Source organism: Enterococcus sp. AZ011, from assembly GCF_050548355.1.
Classification (GTDB): Bacteria; Bacillota; Bacilli; order Lactobacillales; family Enterococcaceae; genus Enterococcus; species Enterococcus faecalis.
The window spans coordinates 1,477,826-1,493,318 of sequence record NZ_CP172959.1; the positions used below are offsets into that span (position 1 = coordinate 1,477,826).

Genomic DNA, 15,493 nt, shown 5'->3' on the forward strand with positions numbered 1-15,493 from the left:
AAAAGAATCTGGAACAGTCCTCCTCAGACGATTGTTCCAGATTTTTGCTTAAATGGCTTCTGTCGTAAAGGCTCTTGATTCTAAAACTTTTAAAATCGCATTCGCTGTGTCAAGTGAGGTAAACAATGGAATCCCATGTTCGACTGCTTCCCGACGGATTGAAAACCCATCTTGGTTGGCACTGGAACGATTTTTATCCATGGTATTGATTACCACTTGTGCATTCCCATTACGAATGACATCCAGCACGGTTTCCCCTTCAGGATTAGAAATTTTCGTCACTTTCTTAACAGGCAACTGATGCTTCGCTAAAAAGTCAGCGGTTCCTTCCGTTGCGACTAAACCATAGCCAATTGCTGAAAAACGCTTAGCAATTTCTAACGCCTCTTCTTTTGTTTCATCAGCAATGGTGAAAAGTACAGCCCCATAACTTGGCAAATGCAAGCCAGATGCTTCAAAGGCTTTATACAAGGCTTTTTCTAAATAATAATCACTACCCATAACTTCCCCAGTTGATTTCATTTCAGGCCCTAAGTACGTATCTACTTTTTGTAGTTTCGTAAAGGAGAATACAGGGGCTTTCACATGAACTTGTTTACTTTCAGGGTATAATCCATCTTGATATCCTAGGTCAGTCAATTTCTCACCAAGAATCGCTTTTGTAGCAACTTGGGCCATCGGAATCCCTGTGATTTTACTTAAGAAAGGAACTGTTCGACTCGCACGAGGATTCACTTCAATCACATAAACACGATTTTCATGAATAACAAATTGAATATTCATCATACCTACACAGTTTAAACCAAGTGCCAGTTTTTTTGTATAATCGGCAATCGTTGTTTGAATTTCTTGAGAAAGATACTGCGGTGGATAAACCGCCATTGAATCACCAGAATGAACGCCAGCTCGTTCAATATGTTCCATAATCCCTGGAATTAGTACTATTTCACCATCACAAATGGCATCAACTTCACATTCTTGTCCCAATAAATAACTATCAACCAAGACAGGATGTTCTGGAGAAGCTTTGACTGCATGTCGCATATAATCTTCCAAATCCTTTTGATTTTCGACAATTTCCATTGCCCGACCACCTAAAACATAACTTGGACGCACTAAAACGGGATAGCCGATACGATCAGCAATCACGACTGCTTCTTCTGCACTTGTGGCCGTATCTCCTGGTGGTTGAGGAATCGCTAACTCTTGCAAAGCTTGTTCAAATAAATCACGATTTTCCGCACGATCTAAATCTTCAATCGTTGTTCCAAGAATTTTAACGCCTTGTTTTGTGAGCGGCTCAGCTAAATTAATCGCTGTTTGTCCACCAAATTGGACGATCACGCCAATCGGGTTTTCTAAATCAATCACATTCATGACTTCTTCTAAAGTTAATGGCTCAAAGTATAATTTATCAGAAACAGAGAAATCTGTTGAAACTGTTTCAGGATTACTATTCATAATAATTGCTTCATAACCAGCCGCTTGGATCGCTTTGACAGAATGAACCGTTGCATAATCAAACTCGACCCCTTGACCAATGCGAATGGGACCAGAACCTAATACTAGTACAGAAGGCTTTTTCGAAACATTGCTTTCGTTTTCCACTTCATACGTGCTATAAAAATAAGGCGTGTGTGATTCAAACTCTGCAGCACACGTATCGACCATTTTATAGACGGGCACAATTTGATTGGCTCTACGGAAGTCAGCAATGGCTTGTTCTGTTTGTCCCCAAAGTGCTGCGATTTTCCGATCAGAAAAGCCATTTTGTTTGGCTTCTTTCAAGACAGCTACGTTGTTCACGTGACTTTCAAGGGTCGTTTCAATTTCGATAATGTGTAAAAGTTTATCCAAGAAGAATAAATCAATTTTCGTTAAACTTTGTAATTCTTCGATGCTATATCCTCTACGAATAGCTTCTGATAAGTAGAACAATCGATCATCTTGCGCATGAACCATTTTCTTCGTTAATTCTAAATCACTGACATGACTTAGTTCTTCTAACTCGTTGTGATAAGCACCAATTTCTAAAGAACGAACTGCTTTTAATAAGGATTCTTCAATGTTGCGGCCAATTGCCATGACTTCCCCGGTAGCTTTCATTTGCGTTCCTAGTTCTCGAGCACCTTTTTCAAATTTGTCAAAAGGCCAACGAGGAATTTTGGAAACAACATAGTCCAAAGCGGGTTCAAATTCGGCATAAGTGGTTCCAGTAACTGGATTTTTCATTTCATCTAATGTTAAACCAACAGCAATTTTTGCAGCTAACTTCGCAATGGGATACCCTGTGGCTTTACTAGCAAGTGCAGATGAGCGAGAAACACGAGGATTCACTTCAATCACATAATAATTAAAACTATGCGGATCCAAAGCTAATTGAACATTACAGCCACCTTCAATTTTTAATGCACGAATAATTTTCAAAGACGCATCTCGCAACATTTGGTATTCATAATCTGATAAGGTTTGACTCGGAGCAAAAACAATCGAATCCCCAGTGTGAATGCCGACAGGATCAAAGTTTTCCATGTTACAAACCACAATCGCATTATCAGCCGAGTCACGCATCACTTCATATTCAATTTCTTTAAAACCAGCAATACTTTTTTCAATTAAACATTGTGTAACTGGTGATAATTTCAGACCATTTTCAGCAATTTGGCGGAGTTCTTCTTCCGTATCGCACATGCCGCCGCCTGTTCCACCTAAAGTAAATGCGGGACGAACGATAATTGGATAGCCAATTTGTTTGGCAAAAGCCACGGCTTGTTCCACCGTATTGACAATTTCACTTTCTGGAATCGGTTGTTCTAATTCTTCCATCAATTGTTTAAATAAATCACGGTCTTCCGCTTGGTCAATCGCACTGAGCTTTGTTCCTAGCAATTCTACATTTAGCTCATCTAAAATTCCTGATTCCGATAATTCCATCGCCATATTTAATCCAGTTTGACCACCTAATGTTGGTAGAAGAGCATCAGGACGTTCTTTTCGCAAAATTCTTGAAACAAATTCTAAAGTAATCGGTTCGATATAAACATGATCCGCGATTTCCTTATCGGTCATGATAGTCGCTGGATTTGAGTTTACTAAGACAACTTCATACCCTTCTTCTTTTAGCGCTAAACAGGCTTGTGTGCCTGCATAGTCAAATTCTGCTGCTTGTCCAATAATGATTGGTCCTGAACCAATCACCATGATTTTCTTGATGTCCGTTCGTTTTGGCATTAGTTTTGCTCCTTCCATGCATCCATTAATTCCATAAATTCGTCAAATAAATGAAGACCATCGTGCGGTCCTGGAGCCGCATCTGGGTGATATTGCACAGTAAAAGCTGGATAATCTCGATGACGCACGCCTTCAACCGTTCCATCATTGACTTCAACGTGGGTCACAAGTAATTTTTCTGGATCAATTGTTGCTTCATCCACGGCATATCCGTGATTTTGTGAAGTGAAATCAATGCGCCCTGTTGCAATTTCTCGTACAGGATGATTCAAACCGCGATGTCCAAACTTCATCTTATACGTATCCGCACCATTTGCTAATGAAAATAACTGATGACCTAAGCAGATGCCGAAAATTGGAACTTTTCCTTGGATTGCTTGAATCATTTCAATAGCTTCAGGCACATCTTTGGGATCTCCAGGCCCATTTGTCAACATGACACCATCGGGACTTAATTCTAAAATCTCTTCGGCCGTTGTATTATAAGGCAACACGGTTAAGTTGCATTGCCGTTTTGATAATTCTCGCAAAATACTATGTTTCAACCCGAAATCAACGACGACTACATTACGCCCAATACCTGGACTCGGATAAGGCTTAGTGGTGGAGACTTGTGCCACTTGATTTTTCGGCATGACCGTCGCTTTTAGTTGATCAAATGCATGCGGCAAATCATCCACGGCATCAATGATGCTCCCCTTCATTGTTCCAGCTGATCGTAACTTACGAGTCAGCGCACGCGTATCAATTCCTGAAATTCCCGGAATCCCTTTGCGCTTTAAAAATTCATCCAAGGTCATTTGTTGACGCCAATTTGAAGCAACCCGCGCATGCTCTTTAACAATGACACCTTTACAGGTTGGTGCAATGGATTCATAATCATCTCGGTTGACCCCGTAATTCCCAACTAATGGATACGTAAAAGTAATCATTTGTCCATTAAAACTTTGGTCAGTAATTGCTTCTTGGTAACCTGTCATGCCAGTAGTAAAAACAACTTCTCCTACTACATTGCCTTCTGCACCAAACGCTTTTCCTTCAAATACTGTTCCGTCTTCTAAAATCAATAACCTTTTCAAACCTACTGCGCCTCCTCCGACCAAGCTAATGCTCCGTCAACAAATGTCATAAGTGTCTTTCCTTTGACTGTCCACCCTGTAAATGGTGTATTGACAGCCATTGATTCAAATGCTTCTGCATCAATTGGTGCAGCTGTTGCTAAGTCAAAAACTGCAATATCTGCTGGTGCACCAATTGTTAGTGTTCCTGCGTTTAATCCAAAAATTTCTGCCGGTTTCACTGCCATCCAATCAATCACTTGTTCTAATGTGAAAATGCCTGTTTCGACAAAGTTCGTATAAATCAATTGGAAGGCCGTTTCACTACCGACAATGCCAAAAGGTGCGTTTAAAAATGATTGTTGTTTTTCTTCTAAACCATGGGGCGCATGGTCGGTAGCAATACAGTCAATCGTGCCATCTAACAAGCCGTCAATCAATGCTTGTCGATCTGCTAAACCACGTAATGGCGGGTTCATTTTCCAAAACCCTTCGTCACCAGGAATATCCTCATCGACTAAAATTAAATGGTGTGGCGAAACTTCGGCTGTTACGTGAATCCCTGCTTTTTTAGCATCTCGAATAACGCGCACGCTTTCTTCTGTTGAAACATGACAAACATGATAATGAACGCCTGTTTCTTTTGCTAAAGTAATATCCCGAGCAATTTGCGAAGCTTCCGTTGCACTTAAAATCCCTGGTAGGCCTAATTTCTTAGAAACTTCTCCTTCATGCATCACACCACCAAATAATAAAGATTCATCTTCCGTGTGCGCAACAAGTGCCATATTTAATGCAGCCGCTTCTTTCATGGCTAAGTACATCGTTCCTGCCGTTTGGACACCAACACCATCATTCGTAAATGCAAAGGCGCCCGCTTCTTTTAAGGCCTTCTGATTGGTTAAAACTTCACTCCGTAGCTCTTCTGTAATGGGGGCATATTGTAAAACTTTCACGACTGCATCTTTTTGAATTAAGTCGTAAACCTCACTTAATTTTTCAGCCGTATCTGGTACTGGATTCAAATTGGGCATTGCGCAAACCGTAGTGAAACCACCGCGAGCAGCAGCTTTACTACCCGTTTTAATCGTTTCTTTATACGTAAAGCCTGGTTCTCTAAAGTGAACATGCACATCCACCAAGCCTGGCGTGATTAGTTGCCCTTTCGCATCAAACACTTGCTCAAAATCTGCTTCGTCAAACGATTCTCCGATTGCGTGAATCACACCATTTTCTAGCCAAAGTGCTGCCTCAATCAATTGATTCTCTTTTTTGATGATTTTTCCATTCTTAATTAACGTCTTCATTTCTCCACCTAGGCCTTTCCATGTAAAATTGCTTCTAAAATTGCCATGCGCATAAAGACTCCGTTACTCATTTGCGCGACGATTCTTGATTGCAGACTTTCCACTAATTCATCTGCCAGTTCAACATCCCGATTGACTGGCGCTGGATGCATAATAATTGCGTGTTTCTGTAAACGAGTTGCCCGTTCGTTGGTTAAACCATATTCCAAATGATAGCCTTCTTTTGAAAAACTTTCCTTACCATCATGACGTTCGTGCTGCACGCGAAGCAACATCATCACATCGACTTTTTCAACAATTTCATCTAATGGCACATATTGTCCATAGACATCAAACTGATGATCGTACCACTCTTCTGGACCTGAAAAATAAATTTCAGCGCCTAAACGGTTTAATAACTGCATATTTGATTTAGCAACGCGAGAATGTGTAATATCTCCCACAATCGCCACTTTCAAGCCTTCAAATCCACCAAATTCTTCATAAATGGTCATCAGATCCAATAAACATTGTGTAGGGTGTTGTCCACTCCCGTCCCCACCGTTAATAATAGAACATTGAATCGTTTTACTTTGAATCAATTCATCGTAATAATTTTCTTTACCATGACGAATGACTGCTACATCTACACCAATTGCCGACATCGTTAGTACTGTATCGTATAACGTTTCTCCTTTTTGAACAGAACTTCTACTTGCTTCAAACTCAATCACTTCTAAGCCTAATTTTTTCTCAGCTACCTCAAAACTTTTATGTGTTCGAGTACTATTTTCAAAAAACAAGTTTGTTGCAAAATATTGACGTTCTTCTGGGTGCCATTTTGCCCCCTGTTTAAATTCTCCTGCGCGACGGATTAACCCCATGACTTCACGGTCGGTTAAAGCCTCAGCAGTTAAAAGATGTTTTAAACTAATTCGTTCAGATGTAATAATCATTCGTCCAGTCCTCCTACTGTTCTTCGCTACGTGCGTTTTCCGGTAAAATTAAATTCAAAACAATTCCTAAGACGGTTGCTAATGCCATTGAAGACAATTCAAAGGTTCCTACTTTGAAGACTAAGCCACCAATGCCGATGACTAAAATTACTGAAGCAATCAATAAATTCTTTTTCTTATCAAAATTAATCTTATTATCGATTAAGATTTTCAAACCACTTGCGGCAATCACACCGAACAAGACGAAACTAATTCCTGAAATAACTGGTCCTGGGATACTTAGAATCAAGGCACTTAATTTTCCAACAAAGCCTAAAGCTACAGCGAACACCGCGGCTCCACCAATTACGAAGACACTGTGTACTCTTGTAATTGCCAGCACGCCGATATTTTCACCATAACTTGTAACTGGCGGTCCACCAACAAAACCTGCTACAATTTGCGCTAAGCCATCTCCCATTAAAGTTTTAGATAAGCCTGGGTCTTGGAAAAAGTTGCGCTTGGTTAATTTATTCAAGACCATTAAATGACCAATATGTTCTGTCATTGTTACAAAAGCAATTGGTGCCATTGTTGTAATGGCATTTAAATACAATTTCGGTTGGTATTGAACAAAAGGTACTTCAAAATTCGGTAAAGCAAACCAAGCAGCTTCTTTAATAGGGGTTAAGTCAATAATTCCGAAAGCTAAAGCGACTAGGTACCCACTAACAATTCCCAAAAGAATTGGAATTAATCCTAGGAAGCCTTTGAAAAACATGTTGTAAAAAATGGTTAAGCCTAAAGTAATTAAGGCTACGGCAATATATTTAAAATCATAAACGTTGTTGTTATACATTGCATTATTTGCGGCATTAGCCGCCAAGCCTAAACCGATAACCATCACGACAGGTCCTACAACGATAGGCGGTAAAATTTTATCCAACCAGTCGGAACCAATTTTTTTAATGATTAATGAAACGATTAAGTATACCAAGCCGGTTGTCATAGCACCTTGGGCAATGGCTGGATAACCATCACTCTTCATTAACATCTGCATCGCTGCAATAAAGGCAAAGCTACTGCCAAGATAAGCGGGGATTTTTCCTTTTGTAGTAATCAGATAGACCATTGTTCCTAATCCTGAACTGACTAACGCAATCCCTGGGTCAATTCCCACTAAGATTGGTACTAAAACCGTTGCGCCAAACATCGTAAATAAATGTTGTAAACTTAGGCCAACCCAGTGAAAAGCTTGCGGTCTGTCTTTAATATCTAAGACTGCATCCTCATTTCGAAATTCTTTTTCTGACAACGTTGTTCACTCCTTTTTATTCGTTTCCTTTACTGATCATAATACGATCTGCGCCGTCACGCTCTTCCATTTCCACAATAATTTCCTCAGTTTTTGATGTTGGAATATTTTTCCCTACATAATCGGCACGAATCGGTAGTTCCCGATGCCCACGATCTACTAAGACTGCTAAAGAGATTTTTCTTGGACGACCTAAATCCATAACAGCGTCCATCGCAGCACGAATGGTCCGGCCCGTGTACAAGACATCATCCACTAAAATAACTTCTTTACCTTCAATTGAGACTGGTACGTCAGAAGAATGTAATTCAGGTTCCTCCATATCTTTCACATCATCACGATACAAAGTAATATCTAATTCACCAACTGGCACGTCAATCTCTTCTAATTGTTTTAAGCGTTCGGCTAGACGTTGTGCAATGTATATCCCACGCGTTTTAATTCCTACTAAAACAATGTCTTGAATTCCTTTGTTTCTTTCAATAATTTCATACGAGATTCGAGTAAGCGCTCGTTTCATTGTGACTGCGTCAACAACTTCTTTCTTTGGCATAATAATTTCCTCCTCATTTCTTTTTTATCTACGTCCTCGCTGTCTTGGGGTCAGCGATTCTTCCTTCAATTGAGCAGCTGAAAAATAAGTGGGTTTTTATTGAAATTGTCCTGTTATTTTTTCCAACAAAAAATCCTCCTAGCCGTATGAGGATAGGAGGATGTTGGTTACAGTTTAAAAAGGTACAAGGGTACCATGTAGCCCACACAACTTACTAACTAAGCGCACCTAGTGTTCTTTTGCATGATTCCTTCTTAGCCTCACGGGACTAAACTTAAAGGTTACAGTTATTTAGTTATTTTTCTTCTTAAAAAAGAGTTTACCTCTTCTTCAGAAAAAAATCAATGATTATTTCTTAATTGGTGTAAAGTTTTTTCAAAAACTTCTGGTAAAGGTGCTTCAAAGACTAATTGTTCACCTGTAGTAGGATGTGTAAATCCTAATAACTTCGCATGTAAAAATTGTCCATTGCCAGGCAATGTTTTTTTCGGTCCATATAACGGATCTCCAGCTAATGGATAACCGATATATTTCATGTGAACACGGATTTGATGTGTCCGGCCTGTTTCTAGTTGTAATTCAACTAAGGTAAATGCATCAAAACGCTCTAAAACAGTAAAATGCGTGACTGCTTCTTTACCGCCTTCAATGACCGCTTGCATTTTGCGGTCAACCTTGGAACGACCAATAGGCGCATTTATCTCTCCCTTATCGTGAGGAATAACGCCGTGGACCAAGGCGACGTATTTGCGTAACGATGTTTTTTCTTTTAGCTGTTTCGCTAATGATTCATGGGCTTGATCATTTTTAGCCACCATCAATAGTCCCGAAGTATCTTTATCAATTCGATGAACAATTCCCGGTCGCACCACATCATTAATCGCCGATAAGTGATCCGCATGATGAAGTAACGCGTTCACTAATGTACCCTTGGGATGCCCTGCCGAAGGATGAACGACCATGCCTTGAGGTTTGTTGACGACAATCACATCATTGTCTTCATAAACAATGGTCAAAGGAATATCCTCTGCTACCATATCTAGCACTTCTGGTTCAGGAATTGTTACCACAATTTCATCGCCTGCTGTAACTTTATAATTTGCGCGGACCGTTTCACCGTTAACTGTTACGTGTTTTTCTTTTAACCATTGTTGAATTTGCGAGCGGGAATGATTGGGTAAATGTTCACTTAATACTTTGTCAATCCGGCCTTTTTCTGTTTGAATCGTTACGTTAATTTGTTCCATTTTTGCCTTCCTTTGCTGCTTTTTCATCTAAAATCAAATAAATAAATATACAAATAACGCCGACCACTAACGTACTATCTGCAACATTAAAAATAGGAAAATTCATAAAATCCGTTTGGAGCATGTCCACCACGTAGCCTAACCGTACACGATCAATAAAATTCCCAATGGCACCTGCTAAGACAAAAGACAAACCTACAGAATACCAGATACTTTTTTTATAATTCTTAATTAATAAATAAATAATCACGACACTAACAATTACTGTGATGACATAAAAGAATATCATCTTTCCTTCTAATAAGCTCCAAGCAGCTCCGGTATTTCTTAAATGGGTCAGCGACAAAAATCCAGGAATGAATTCTTTTGTTTCACCCAAAGAAATGTTTTGGACCGTCAAATATTTGCTCCATTGGTCAAGCCCTACTAATAAGGCACTGATTAAAAAATATACTACTAACAATCGCGTCATTCCTTTTCTCTATGAATACTTGCTAAATCTCTTGGTCGAACAATGCCTACTAACTCACCATTAGGATGGCCACTTTTACTAATAAGCACAGCTTCTAAGCGTGGCTGCTCCCGAAACATTTGTTCAACTTCAAAAACGGTTGCTTCAATTGAAACAAATTGATAGTTGCTGCGTTTATAATTTGATGCCAACAATTCTCGCACCGTTCGGTTGGCAATGTGAACTTCGCCTTTGGTGCTCTCAATGGCAAACCATACACCAATCCCTCGAACCGTGACTAATCCTTTAAATACACCTTTTTCATAAATCGGAAATTGAGAATATTGTTTTTTTGCAATAATCGTTAATAACGTTTCTAAAGAAGTGGTGATTTCAAAAGCTGTAACACGTTTCGCAAATTTAGGCACTACTTTTTCTGGTTTTGTTAAAGCTTGTTCAATCGTTTCAATTCGTTGAACTGCCCATTCGTTTGGCTCTGCAATTACAAAATCATCAGCAATTCGCTCATGAACGATGGCATTTCTTAACTGAGCCATTTGAAGCAAATCCTCTTCAAATTGAGCAATCTGTCCTTTTTCTTTTCGGGAAAGACGTCTTGTCATTTCACTGAATCCCATATTGACAGGATTGTTCAGTCTCTCTCTCATCCACTTTTCAATGCGATTAAAGTGTGCTAAAAATGTATCTGCTCGTTCCCCCATAGTCGTTGCTCCTTATAATAAACTACGCAATAAATTTCCGTCATTATTTTTTATTGAGCTACTTTCAAGTATATACTAAAAATAGGTCTCAGGAAAGAGCGGCTTTAAAAGAGACCGCTCGCTTGACCCGTTTCGTCTACATCCATATTTAACGCAGCAGGAACTTTCGGCAAGCCAGGCATCGTTAAAATGTCACCCGTTAACGCCACGATAAACCCTGCACCGATTTTTGGAACTAGTTCACGAATTGTAATCGTAAATCCTTCTGGCCGTCCTAATTTTTGAGGATCGTCAGAAAGTGAATACTGTGTCTTCGCCATGCAGATTGGTAATTGATCCCAACCATTTTTTGTAAAGTCTGCAATTTGCTTTTGCGCTTTCGGAGAAAAAATCGCCTGTTCCCCGCCGTAAATCGTTTGTACAATGGCTTGAATTTTTTCTTCAATTGTTTGGCGAGGGTTATACAAAGGTTGAAACTGCTTTGTATTGGCTTCAATCTCTGCTACCACTGTTTTCGCTAGATTCGTGCCACCTGCGCCACCTTGCGCCCAAACACTTGTTAACTCGACGGGCACGCCTAACGCTTGGCAGGCTTCTTTCAACAGTTGAATTTCCTTCTCTGTATCCTGTGTAAACTCATTAATTGCAACAACTACTGGTACATCATAACGTTGCATGTTTTGAATATGTTTTTCTAAGTTGGCAAAGCCTTTTTGTAACGCTGGTAAATTTTCTTCTGCTAACTGATCTTTCGCCAAACCGCCATGCATTTTCAACGCGCGAATCGTTGCCACAATCACAACGGCATCGGGTGCTTTTCCTAAAGAAGGTACTTTAATATCTAAAAATTTTTCGCCACCTAAGTCGCCACCAAAACCTGCTTCTGTTACGACATAATCCCCTAGATGCAAAGCTGTTTTTGTCGCTAAAATACTGTTACATCCATGAGCGATATTGGCAAAAGGACCACCGTGAACAAAAGCTGGAGTTCCTTCAATCGTTTGAACTAAATTAGGTTTTAAGGCGTCTTTTAATAATAAAGTCAGGGCACCTGCCACGTTTAAATCTTTAACCGTCACCGGCTCTCTTTGGTCATTATACGCGATAATAATCCGACTTAAGCGTTCTTTTAAGTCCGTTAAATTTTGCGCTAAACAAAGAATCGCCATAATTTCGCTTGCCACAGTAATATCGAAACCGTCTTCTCTTGGTACACCTTGGAAAGGACCGCCTAAACCAACAACGACCTGTCTGAGCGCACGATCATTTAGATCCACTGCCCGTTTCCAAATCACCCGCCGAGAATCAATCTTTAATTCATTTCCTTGCTGTAAATGATTATCTAGTAACGCAGCTAAGGCATTATTGGCTGTCGTAATCGCATGCATATCACCAGTAAAATGCAAATTGATTTCTTCCATTGGTAATACTTGTGCGTAACCGCCACCTGTTGCGCCACCTTTAATCCCCATCACAGGACCTAATGATGGTTCTCTTAGGGCAATAACTGTTTTTTTATTGATTCGATTTAATGCATCTCCTAAACCAATGGTCACGGTTGATTTTCCTTCTCCTGCTGGTGTTGGATTAATCGATGTAACGAGGATTAATTTACCTTCTGGTTGCGCTTCTAAGGATTGAAGCGTTGGGAAATCTATTTTCGCTTTGTATTTTCCATAAAGTTCGAGCGAATCTTCTGAAAGACCGATTGTTTCGGCAATCTCTTGAATAGGTTTTAATGTTGCTGCTTGTGCAATGTTAATATCTGTCTTCATAACGGACCCCTTTTCAATTCTTTATCGTCTTTGTGACACATTGTTTCTTTTAAATTATAGCTTGTATTGAATAGAATGGCTAGAATAACCTTTTTTAAACAACCCAACCATTGACGTTTGGTAGCCTTTTCTCGTATAATGAAAGTGTCTTTACAAATCTAAAAGGAGCGTGAATTGGATGCAAAAAGGAATTGTCAAATGGTTCGATAACAGAAAAGGTTATGGTTTTATCGTTTACAACGAAGAAGATGAGATTTTTGTCCACTTCACTGCTATAGAAGGTGACGGATTCAAATCACTTGATGAGAATCAATCTGTAGAATTCGAGATAATGGAAGGCAATCGTGGGCTACAAGCAGCACATGTCAAAAAAATAGATAACTAAAAAAGCTGAACCAACAGCGCTTAGCTCCAAAAAGTAAGTAAACGTAGCGTTTGTTTCAGCTGATTATTTTAAGATTTTGAGAGTGGGTCACCAGTCGTTTCGACTTATGACTCACTCTTGTTTTTTTCTTCTTTTTTATGAAGGCCCAAAGAATGATCTTCTGCTACCTTCAATTCAGGCTTTTTTATCTTAAGTGCCTCAAGAAATAACGGAATCGTTTTCTTTTTCATTAAAAAGACTTTTGAACCTTCCTTAAATTCTGAGGAAAAAATTTCGATGCTTTTTTCATTGTAGGTTACTTTTTCTATCTGAGAAAGCGGAAGTACTTTTTTGCGAAACCATAAAACATCTCTGACAATTAAAGATGTTTCTGTCATGTTAAAAGACCGCGCAATTCCTAGATAAGCAAACACAAAAAATGGAACCATCACCAGATTACTAATCAAGTAAGGACCATTATTTTCCAATGCTAAAATTAAACTAATAAATAATATACAAAATGTGCAAGACCAGTAAATAATTGTTGATGCTAATTCTGGCTGCCAATAGAATTTCTGTTTTTTCATAAAGTGCCCTCACTACTTCTGGATCAACGCCGCTAAATTTAAATATGTTATAATAGTAACATACTTTTTTTAAGAACAAAAAGAAATTAGGAGTAATTTTATGTTAAGAATTTATGTAGATGCTGCAACAAAAGGCAATCCAGGTGAATCTGGCGGCGGTATCGTTTACCTCACCGACCAATCGCGGCAACAATTGCATGTGCCTCTAGGCATTGTTAGTAATCACGAAGCCGAATTTAAAGTGCTGATTGAAGCTTTAAAACAAGCGATTGCCAATGAAGACAATCAACAAACCGTTCTTCTCCACTCAGATAGTAAAATTGTTGTCCAAACAATTGAAAAAAACTATGCTAAAAATGAAAAGTACCAGCCTTATTTAGCAGAATATCAACAACTAGAAAAGAATTTTCCTTTACTCTTAATCAAATGGCTACCTGAAAGTCAAAACAAAGCGGCCGATATGCTTGCACGGCAAGCATTACAAAAATTTTATCCCAATAAAAAGTAGCACAGATTAGTTAATGTTTTTCCTTTATTAATTTGATAGTTAAGCGTGGAGCAAAAATCCCTAGTGTTTTTTGCTCCACGCTTAAAAACAGATAAACGGTTCTGTCTCAACCTCTTCTTATAACCACTTATTCTTCTGTCGTTATTCCCGCAAATTGTCCATTGGTTAGCGAAAGGATTGCTTCAGGCGCTAATTCAATTTGCATGCCACGTTTGCCTGCAGAAACAATAATTGCAGAATATTGTTGAGCTTCTTCAGCCAAATAGGTGGGAAATTGTTTTTTCATCCCAATTGGGGAACAGCCCCCACGAATATAGCCTGTGGTTGCTTCTAAATCTTTTAAGTGAAGCATTTCTACCTTTTTGTTGCCACTAGCTTTCGCTAATTTTTTCAAATCTAATTCTTGATTACCAGGAATGACAGCCACGACTGAACCTGTTTTATTACCTACTGTAACCAAGGTTTTAAAAATTCGTCCTTTTTCAATACCTAAACTTTCAGCAACACTTTCTGCACTTAAATGATCGTCACTCCAAGCGAATTCATATTCTTTATATGGTACTTTATGTTGTTCTACCATGCGCATCGCATTCGTTTTTTGTTGTGTTTTTTTCTTTGCCACTTTTTTCACCTTCTGAATCACTTGTTTTGTTCGAATGTCTTTAAATAATTTCTTAATACTTGTACGGATAGTTGGCCTGGTGCAGACGCTTGCTGGGCTGAGCCAAAAGTTAGTGCCGATCCGAACAGTTGACCTGTTACGCGACTAATCATCCCTAACTGTCCCATTGACATAGTAACGATTGGAACGGATGCATAATGGGTGTACATTTCATTGGTTGCTGAAAGTAACGTAAGCACATCTGTCGCATCTTGTGGCATCACAGCTATTTTACAAATATCTGCCTGACGCATTTGCATTTGGCGTAACCGCGCGACAATCTCCTCTTGCGATGGTGTTTTCTGAAAGTCGTGATTACAGAGAACAATTTTAATCCCCGCCTTTTTAGCTTCGTGAATTAACGTATCTGCCGCCAGCGGATTCGCAAATAATTCAATATCTAATAAATCCAACGCACCCTTTTTCACTAATTCATGATACAAAGCAAAATAATTTTCCTCAGAAAAAGCCATTTCGCCGCCTTCTTTTTGTGTACGAAAAGTTAACAATAACGGTTTTTGCCCCAACCGTTCCATTACTTGTTGTGAAAGATTACATACATCGGAAAAATCAGCGACATTTTCATAATAGTCTAAACGCCATTCTACCAAATCACAATCTAGTGTTTGGCTCGCCGTTGCTTCGGCCAAAATATCCTCGGCTGTTGGAGCAACAATGGGCACCACAATTTTGGGATTCCCTTCACCTATTCGTACATTTTTGACTATAACTGGCTTCACAGTTCCACCTAACTTCCTCGTTTGTTTTTCTCTCTTCATATCATACCATTTCTATTCTTT

The 15,493-nt window shown here is 39.2% G+C and carries 15 protein-coding genes; 2 read left to right on the plus strand and 13 right to left on the minus strand.

Annotated elements, in window-relative coordinates:
• Positions 1 to 48: 48 nt before the first annotated feature.
• The 10 genes from carB to IGL36_RS07215 all read right to left on the minus strand — a co-directional run bounded on the left by carB (position 49) and on the right by IGL36_RS07215 (position 12,573).
• Positions 49 to 3,231: a carbamoyl-phosphate synthase large subunit gene (gene carB, locus IGL36_RS07170; RefSeq protein WP_010717001.1), complete on the minus strand. Its 3,183-nt coding sequence runs from the start codon at positions 3,229 to 3,231 to the stop codon at positions 49 to 51.
• The gene (locus IGL36_RS07175) at positions 3,231 to 4,310 is read right to left on the minus strand and encodes a carbamoyl phosphate synthase small subunit (RefSeq protein WP_002360175.1); all 1,080 of its coding nucleotides are present in this window, start codon (positions 4,308 to 4,310) and stop codon (positions 3,231 to 3,233) included. The genes carB and IGL36_RS07175 overlap by 1 nt, the downstream gene beginning before the upstream one ends.
• A gap of 2 nt (positions 4,311 to 4,312) precedes the next feature.
• Positions 4,313 to 5,596 (minus strand): dihydroorotase, encoded by a 1,284-nt coding sequence (locus IGL36_RS07180; RefSeq protein ID WP_002364044.1) that lies wholly within the window; start codon positions 5,594 to 5,596, stop codon positions 4,313 to 4,315.
• 8 nt (positions 5,597 to 5,604) lie between these two features.
• Positions 5,605 to 6,531 (minus strand): aspartate carbamoyltransferase catalytic subunit, encoded by a 927-nt coding sequence (locus IGL36_RS07185; RefSeq protein WP_002357411.1) that lies wholly within the window; start codon positions 6,529 to 6,531, stop codon positions 5,605 to 5,607.
• 13 nt (positions 6,532 to 6,544) lie between these two features.
• A complete protein-coding gene (locus tag IGL36_RS07190; RefSeq protein ID WP_002364045.1) occupies positions 6,545 to 7,825 on the minus strand; it encodes a solute carrier family 23 protein in 1,281 nt (426 codons plus the stop codon).
• Positions 7,826 to 7,841: 16 nt separating this feature from the next.
• Positions 7,842 to 8,381, minus strand: coding sequence for a bifunctional pyr operon transcriptional regulator/uracil phosphoribosyltransferase PyrR (gene pyrR, locus IGL36_RS07195; RefSeq protein WP_370684323.1), 540 nt, complete (start codon positions 8,379 to 8,381; stop codon positions 7,842 to 7,844).
• A gap of 338 nt (positions 8,382 to 8,719) precedes the next feature.
• Positions 8,720 to 9,625 carry an RluA family pseudouridine synthase gene (locus IGL36_RS07200; protein ID WP_002357408.1) on the minus strand — a complete coding sequence of 302 codons (906 nt, stop codon included), beginning with the start codon at positions 9,623 to 9,625 and terminating at the stop codon, positions 8,720 to 8,722.
• A complete protein-coding gene (lspA, locus tag IGL36_RS07205) occupies positions 9,612 to 10,088 on the minus strand; it encodes a signal peptidase II (RefSeq protein ID WP_002360174.1) in 477 nt (158 codons plus the stop codon). The genes IGL36_RS07200 and lspA overlap by 14 nt, the downstream gene beginning before the upstream one ends.
• A gap of 5 nt (positions 10,089 to 10,093) precedes the next feature.
• Positions 10,094 to 10,798, minus strand: a complete 705-nt coding sequence (locus IGL36_RS07210; protein ID WP_002357406.1) for a CBS domain-containing protein — start codon at positions 10,796 to 10,798, stop codon at positions 10,094 to 10,096.
• Positions 10,799 to 10,902: 104 nt separating this feature from the next.
• Positions 10,903 to 12,573: a formate--tetrahydrofolate ligase gene (locus IGL36_RS07215; RefSeq protein WP_002398337.1), complete on the minus strand. Its 1,671-nt coding sequence runs from the start codon at positions 12,571 to 12,573 to the stop codon at positions 10,903 to 10,905.
• A 178-nt stretch (positions 12,574 to 12,751) separates the two neighbouring features.
• On the opposite strand from IGL36_RS07215, the gene IGL36_RS07220 reads away from it, so the two are divergent.
• The gene (locus tag IGL36_RS07220) at positions 12,752 to 12,958 is read left to right on the plus strand and encodes a cold-shock protein (protein ID WP_002357404.1); all 207 of its coding nucleotides are present in this window, start codon (positions 12,752 to 12,754) and stop codon (positions 12,956 to 12,958) included.
• 104 nt (positions 12,959 to 13,062) lie between these two features.
• Here IGL36_RS07220 and IGL36_RS07225 read toward each other — a convergent pair whose 3' ends face one another.
• Positions 13,063 to 13,524 (minus strand): EbsA family protein, encoded by a 462-nt coding sequence (locus IGL36_RS07225; RefSeq protein ID WP_002398339.1) that lies wholly within the window; start codon positions 13,522 to 13,524, stop codon positions 13,063 to 13,065.
• A 100-nt stretch (positions 13,525 to 13,624) separates the two neighbouring features.
• Between IGL36_RS07225 and IGL36_RS07230 the strand changes: the two genes are divergently transcribed.
• Positions 13,625 to 14,032, plus strand: a complete 408-nt coding sequence (locus IGL36_RS07230) for a ribonuclease HI family protein (RefSeq protein WP_002357402.1) — start codon at positions 13,625 to 13,627, stop codon at positions 14,030 to 14,032.
• Positions 14,033 to 14,159: 127 nt separating this feature from the next.
• On the opposite strand, the gene ybaK is transcribed toward IGL36_RS07230, so the two are convergent.
• Both ybaK and aroD read right to left on the minus strand, forming a co-directional pair.
• Positions 14,160 to 14,675 carry a Cys-tRNA(Pro) deacylase gene (gene ybaK / locus IGL36_RS07235; protein WP_002398340.1) on the minus strand — a complete coding sequence of 172 codons (516 nt, stop codon included), beginning with the start codon at positions 14,673 to 14,675 and terminating at the stop codon, positions 14,160 to 14,162.
• The gene (gene aroD / locus IGL36_RS07240) at positions 14,672 to 15,433 is read right to left on the minus strand and encodes a type I 3-dehydroquinate dehydratase (protein WP_002357400.1); all 762 of its coding nucleotides are present in this window, start codon (positions 15,431 to 15,433) and stop codon (positions 14,672 to 14,674) included. Before aroD ends, ybaK begins: the two co-directional genes overlap by 4 nt.
• Between the last annotated feature and the right edge of the window lie 60 nt (positions 15,434 to 15,493).

What these genes read in the sequence shown, in the direction of transcription:
- carB (WP_010717001.1), bottom strand. Translation starts at nt 3,231, where the DNA reads ATGCCAAAACGAACGGACATCAAGAAAATCATGGTGATTGGTTCAGGA.
- IGL36_RS07180 (WP_002364044.1), bottom strand. Translation starts at nt 5,596, where the DNA reads ATGAAGACGTTAATTAAGAATGGAAAAATCATCAAAAAAGAGAATCAA.
- IGL36_RS07185 (WP_002357411.1), bottom strand. Translation starts at nt 6,531, where the DNA reads ATGATTATTACATCTGAACGAATTAGTTTAAAACATCTTTTAACTGCT.
- IGL36_RS07200 (WP_002357408.1), bottom strand. Translation starts at nt 9,625, where the DNA reads ATGGAACAAATTAACGTAACGATTCAAACAGAAAAAGGCCGGATTGAC.
- IGL36_RS07210 (WP_002357406.1), bottom strand. Translation starts at nt 10,798, where the DNA reads ATGGGGGAACGAGCAGATACATTTTTAGCACACTTTAATCGCATTGAA.
- IGL36_RS07215 (WP_002398337.1), bottom strand. Translation starts at nt 12,573, where the DNA reads ATGAAGACAGATATTAACATTGCACAAGCAGCAACATTAAAACCTATT.
- IGL36_RS07220 (WP_002357404.1), top strand. Translation starts at nt 12,752, where the DNA reads ATGCAAAAAGGAATTGTCAAATGGTTCGATAACAGAAAAGGTTATGGT.
- IGL36_RS07225 (WP_002398339.1), bottom strand. Translation starts at nt 13,524, where the DNA reads ATGAAAAAACAGAAATTCTATTGGCAGCCAGAATTAGCATCAACAATT.
- IGL36_RS07230 (WP_002357402.1), top strand. Translation starts at nt 13,625, where the DNA reads ATGTTAAGAATTTATGTAGATGCTGCAACAAAAGGCAATCCAGGTGAA.